This is a genomic window from Terriglobales bacterium, assembly GCA_035624475.1.
Classification (GTDB): domain Bacteria; phylum Acidobacteriota; class Terriglobia; order Terriglobales; family Acidobacteriaceae; genus DASPRL01.
In genome coordinates this window covers 1-4,177 of sequence record DASPRL010000416.1, presented here as the reverse complement: position 1 = coordinate 4,177, position 4,177 = coordinate 1, and the positions used below count along the sequence as shown (strand labels likewise).

Genomic DNA, 4,177 nt, shown 5'->3' with positions numbered 1-4,177 from the left:
AAGCCTGCGGCGTTCTTTGAGCCGTCGCTGGCGCGCCTGGTCACCATCGGCAACTTCGAGGACAACCTGGGGTGGGTGGCCGAAGCCGACTGGATCATCGAGGTTGTCGCCGAGAATCTCGAGATCAAGCGCTCCCTCCTGAAGAAGGTAGAAGCGGCGCGCCGTCCCGGCGCCATCACGACCACCAACACCAGCGGCCTGCCGGTGGCCAAGATCGTCGAGGGATTCTCGGAGGATCTCCGCCGGAACTGGTTCGGCACGCACTTCTTCAATCCGCCGCGCTACATGCGCCTGCTGGAGATCATCCCAACGGCCGAAAGCGACCGCGCCGCCATCGACGCCATCGCTCATTTTGCCGACCTGCGCCTGGGCAAAGGTGTGGTCTATGCCAAGGACACACCCAACTTCATCGCCAACCGCATCGGCACGTTTTCGGTGCTGAACGCGATTCGGCTGATGCAGGAACTCGATTTTTCGATCGAAGAGGTGGATGCGCTCACCGGCTCGGCCGTGGGCTGGCCCAAGTCCGCCACGTTCCGCACCATCGACCTGGTCGGGCTCGACATCCTGGCCAGCGTGGTTGCGAATTTCCTGCGCAATGTGCGCGATGAGCGCTCCGAACTGGAAACGCCGCCGTTCGTCCGCCAGATGCTGGAGCGCAAGTGGCTCGGCGACAAGACCCACGGCGGCTTCTACAAGAAGATCAAGCACGAAGGAAAGGAAGATCGGCTCGGCCTCGACTGGAAGACGCTCGAGTACCGCCCCCGGCAGAAGGCGAAATTCGCCGCGCTGGAAATGGCCAAGCAAGTGGAGGACACGCGCGAGCGCCTGCGCATGCTGCTCGCCGGCGATCCCAAGAAAGACAAAGCTGCGGCCTTCCTCTGGACCGCGCTCGCGGACCTGTGGACGTATTCCGCCAACCGTGTCCCTGAAATCTCGGATTCGATCGTCGAAATCGACCGCGCCATGCGCCTCGGCTTCAACTGGGAGCTGGGGCCGTTCGAGCTGTGGGACGCCGCCGGCGTCGAAGCCACGGTGGCGCGCATGAAGAAGGAAGGCCGCCCGGTGGCGGCCAACGTCGAGAAGCTGCTCGCCTCCGGCGAGAAATCTTGGTACGAGGACGCGCCTTCTGCGCCCTCGGGCCGGGCTTATTTCGATCTTTGCACCGATAGCGACCGTCCCGTGCAGGTGCCGCCCGGCGTGTGGTCGGTAGAGGTGGCAAAGAAAGCCAGCGGAGCGGTGAAAAAGAATGCCGGCTGCTCGCTGGTTGACCTGGGCGATGGGGTCGCGTGTCTGGAATTTCACTCCAAAGCCAATTCTCTTGGCGGCGACATCGTGCAGCTGATCTCGCAAACGCTGAAGCCCGGCGGGCCAGGGGACAACTTCGAAGCGTTCGTCATCACCAACGACGCGCACAATTTCTCCGTCGGCGCCAACATCATGATGCTGTTGATGTGGGCGCAGGAAGAAGAGTGGGACGAGGTGGACCTCGCCGTCCGCCAGTTCCAGGGCATGACCCAGGCCATCAAGTTCTCGTCCAAGCCGGTGGTGGTTGCGCCCTTCGGGATGGCCCTCGGCGGTGGCTGCGAGATTGCGCTGCACGCCGCCGCGCGCACGCCCCACGCCGAGCTCTACATGGGGCTGGTGGAGGTGGGCGTGGGCCTGCTGCCCGGCGGCGGCGGCTGCAAGGAGATGACCCTGCGCGCGGTGGACAGCGCCGCCAGCATCCGTCCCGACGGCCGCGGCGAGTCGGTGGAGCTGATGGAAGCCATGAAGCGGACGTTTGAGACCGTGGCCACCGCCAAGGTCTCGACCTCCGCCTTCGAGGCGCGCGGCCTGGGCTTCCTCTCCCCGGGTGACACCATCGTGATGAACCGCGAGCGCCTGCTCACCGACGCCAAGGAGCGCGCCCTGGAGATGGTGCGCGCCGGCTACCGCCCCCCGGTCATGCGCACCGACGTCCCCGCCCCCGGCGAGAACATCCTGGCAACGCTCAAGCTCGGGATCCATCTCATGAGACAGGCGGAGTTCATCACCGAGTACGAGGTCAAGATCGGGCACAAGGTGGCGGAGGTGCTGTGCGGCGGCGCCGTCTCCCCCGGCACCCCGGTCAGCGAGCAATACCTGCTCGACCTGGAGCGCGAAGGCTTCAAGTCGCTGGCCGGCGAAAAGAAGACGCAGGAGAGGATTCAATACACGCTGAAGACCGGCAAGCCCTTGCGGAATTGAGTCATCGGGTCATTGGGGATTGAAGATGGCAGATTTCAGATTGCAGACTTAGGCCGGCGCTGCGGCGACATCGGAGCTAGGAGTTAGCAGCTAACAGTTAGGAGTGAGCGTCGCGTCGGCCCAGCAGAAGCCCGAAGGGCGACAGAACCCAGCCCGGCACGTAAGTGCCGGGGAGGAGCGAAGGACAAACGCGAGTCCCGCAGGGACGGCAGAGGATGGTGGGGATGACGCGAGTTTCGGCGACCGTGGTGCTGGTGCTTGCCCTGGCGAGCGCCGCCTGGGCGCAGCAGGGTGTTGCCGAAGCCGGCTACTGGCCGACCCAGTACCACGGCTCGACTTTCACCGGCAAGGTGACCGCCGTCGGCGACAGATTCACCCTGCGCTACGGCAAGGACAGGAAAGCCGAGGAGATGTCGTTCGTGTTCGACAGCGCGTGCCAGGTCCCGACGGTGGACGGCAAGATGGGCGCCATGACGCCGGCCGATGTCCCCATGGACAGCGTCGTGACTGCCTACTACTACGTCGCCGAGAAGAAGGTCAACGGTCAGACGGTGAAAGAGAACGTCGCCATTGCCATCAAGTTTCAGGAACTGAATGGCAAGCCGGTCAAGAACAAGAAGCTGTTCCCGTGCGTGGCGCCGGCAACCAGAACGGAGATGAAAGCATTCAACAATCCCCAGGAGCAACCGCCTCCTTTCTAGGTTGGGAGCGGAAGAAGCCCCTTCCGGGGCGACAGAGGCTAAAGGCTAGGAGCTAGAAGCTAGGAGCTGTTATGCGTGAAGTCGTAATCGCAAGCGCCGTCCGCACCGCGGTCGGCAAGGCCTTCAAAGGCACGCTGCGCACCACCCGGCCCGACGACATGGCCGCGGTGGCCATCAAGGGCGCGCTCGAGCGCGTGCCCCAGGTGGACGCCAAAGAGATCGGCGACGTCATCCTGGGCTGCGCCATGCCCGAAGCCGAGCAGGGGATGAACGTGGCCCGCATCGCCTCCCTGCGCGCCGGGCTGCCGGTGGAATGCTCGGCCATGACCATCAACCGCTTCTGCTCCTCCGGGCTGCAGGCCATCGCCATCGCCGCCGAGCGCATCCTGGCTGGCGCCTTCGACGTGGCCGTGGGCGGCGGGGTCGAATCCATGACCATGATCCCCATGGGCGGCAACAAGGTCAGCGCCAATCCCTGGCTGGTGGACCACTATCCCGACGCCTACCTCTCCATGGGCCTGACCGCGGAGCGCCTGGCCGCGCGTTACTCCATCACCCGCCAGATGGCCGACGAGTTCTCGCTGCGCAGCCACCAGAAGGCCACCGCCGCCATCCAGGCCGGGAAGTTCAAGGACGAGATCGTGCCCCTGCCGGTCTCCTTCACCACGCCCAACGGCGCCAAGCCCAAGCGCATCGAGATCACCTTCGACACCGATGAAGGCCCGCGCGCCGACACCTCGCTGGAGGCGCTGGGCAGCTTGAAACCCGCCTTCCACGCCAAGGGCACCATCACCGCCGGCAACTCCTCGCAGATGTCCGACGGCGCGGCCGCGGCCGTGCTCATGACGGCGGAGCGTGCCAAGCAGCTCGGCGTCCAGCCGCTGGCCCGCTACGTCGCCTTCGCCACCGCCGGCTACAAGCCCGAGGAGATGGGCCTGGGCCCGGTCTTCGCCATCCCCAAGGCGCTGAAGATGGCGGGGCTGAAGCTCGCCGACATCGACGTGATCGAGTTGAACGAGGCTTTCGCCACCCAGTCGCTGGCGGTGATCAAGGAAGCCGGGCTGGACCCGGAGAAGGTCAACCCCAACGGCGGGGCGGTGGCGCTCGGGCATCCCCTGGGCTGCACCGGGGCGAAGCTGACCGCCGGCATCATCCGCGAACTCAAGCGGCGCAAGGCGCGCTACGGCCTGGTCACCATGTGCGTGGGCGGCGGCATGGGGGCGGCAGGGATCTTTGAGAATCTGCAA

3 protein-coding genes are annotated in these 4,177 nt (G+C 65.4%); all 3 read left to right on the top strand.

Annotation, left to right across the window (positions count from 1 at the left end; translation table 11 throughout):
* Positions 1–2,229: 3-hydroxyacyl-CoA dehydrogenase NAD-binding domain-containing protein (locus VEG08_15935; protein ID HXZ29485.1), on the top strand; the 2,229-nt coding region annotated here is incomplete at its 5' end.
* Between the two features lie 224 nt (positions 2,230–2,453).
* Positions 2,454–2,930, top strand: a complete 477-nt coding sequence (locus VEG08_15930; protein HXZ29484.1) for a hypothetical protein — start codon at positions 2,454–2,456, stop codon at positions 2,928–2,930.
* 71 nt (positions 2,931–3,001) lie between these two features.
* Positions 3,002–4,177 (top strand): acetyl-CoA C-acyltransferase (locus tag VEG08_15925; protein ID HXZ29483.1); only part of this gene is annotated, 1,176 nt, incomplete at its 3' end.

Bases quoted from the DNA above. Each gene is read 5' to 3' on its own strand.
- VEG08_15930 (HXZ29484.1), top strand. From the start codon at position 2,454: ATGACGCGAGTTTCGGCGACCGTGGTGCTGGTGCTTGCCCTGGCGAGC.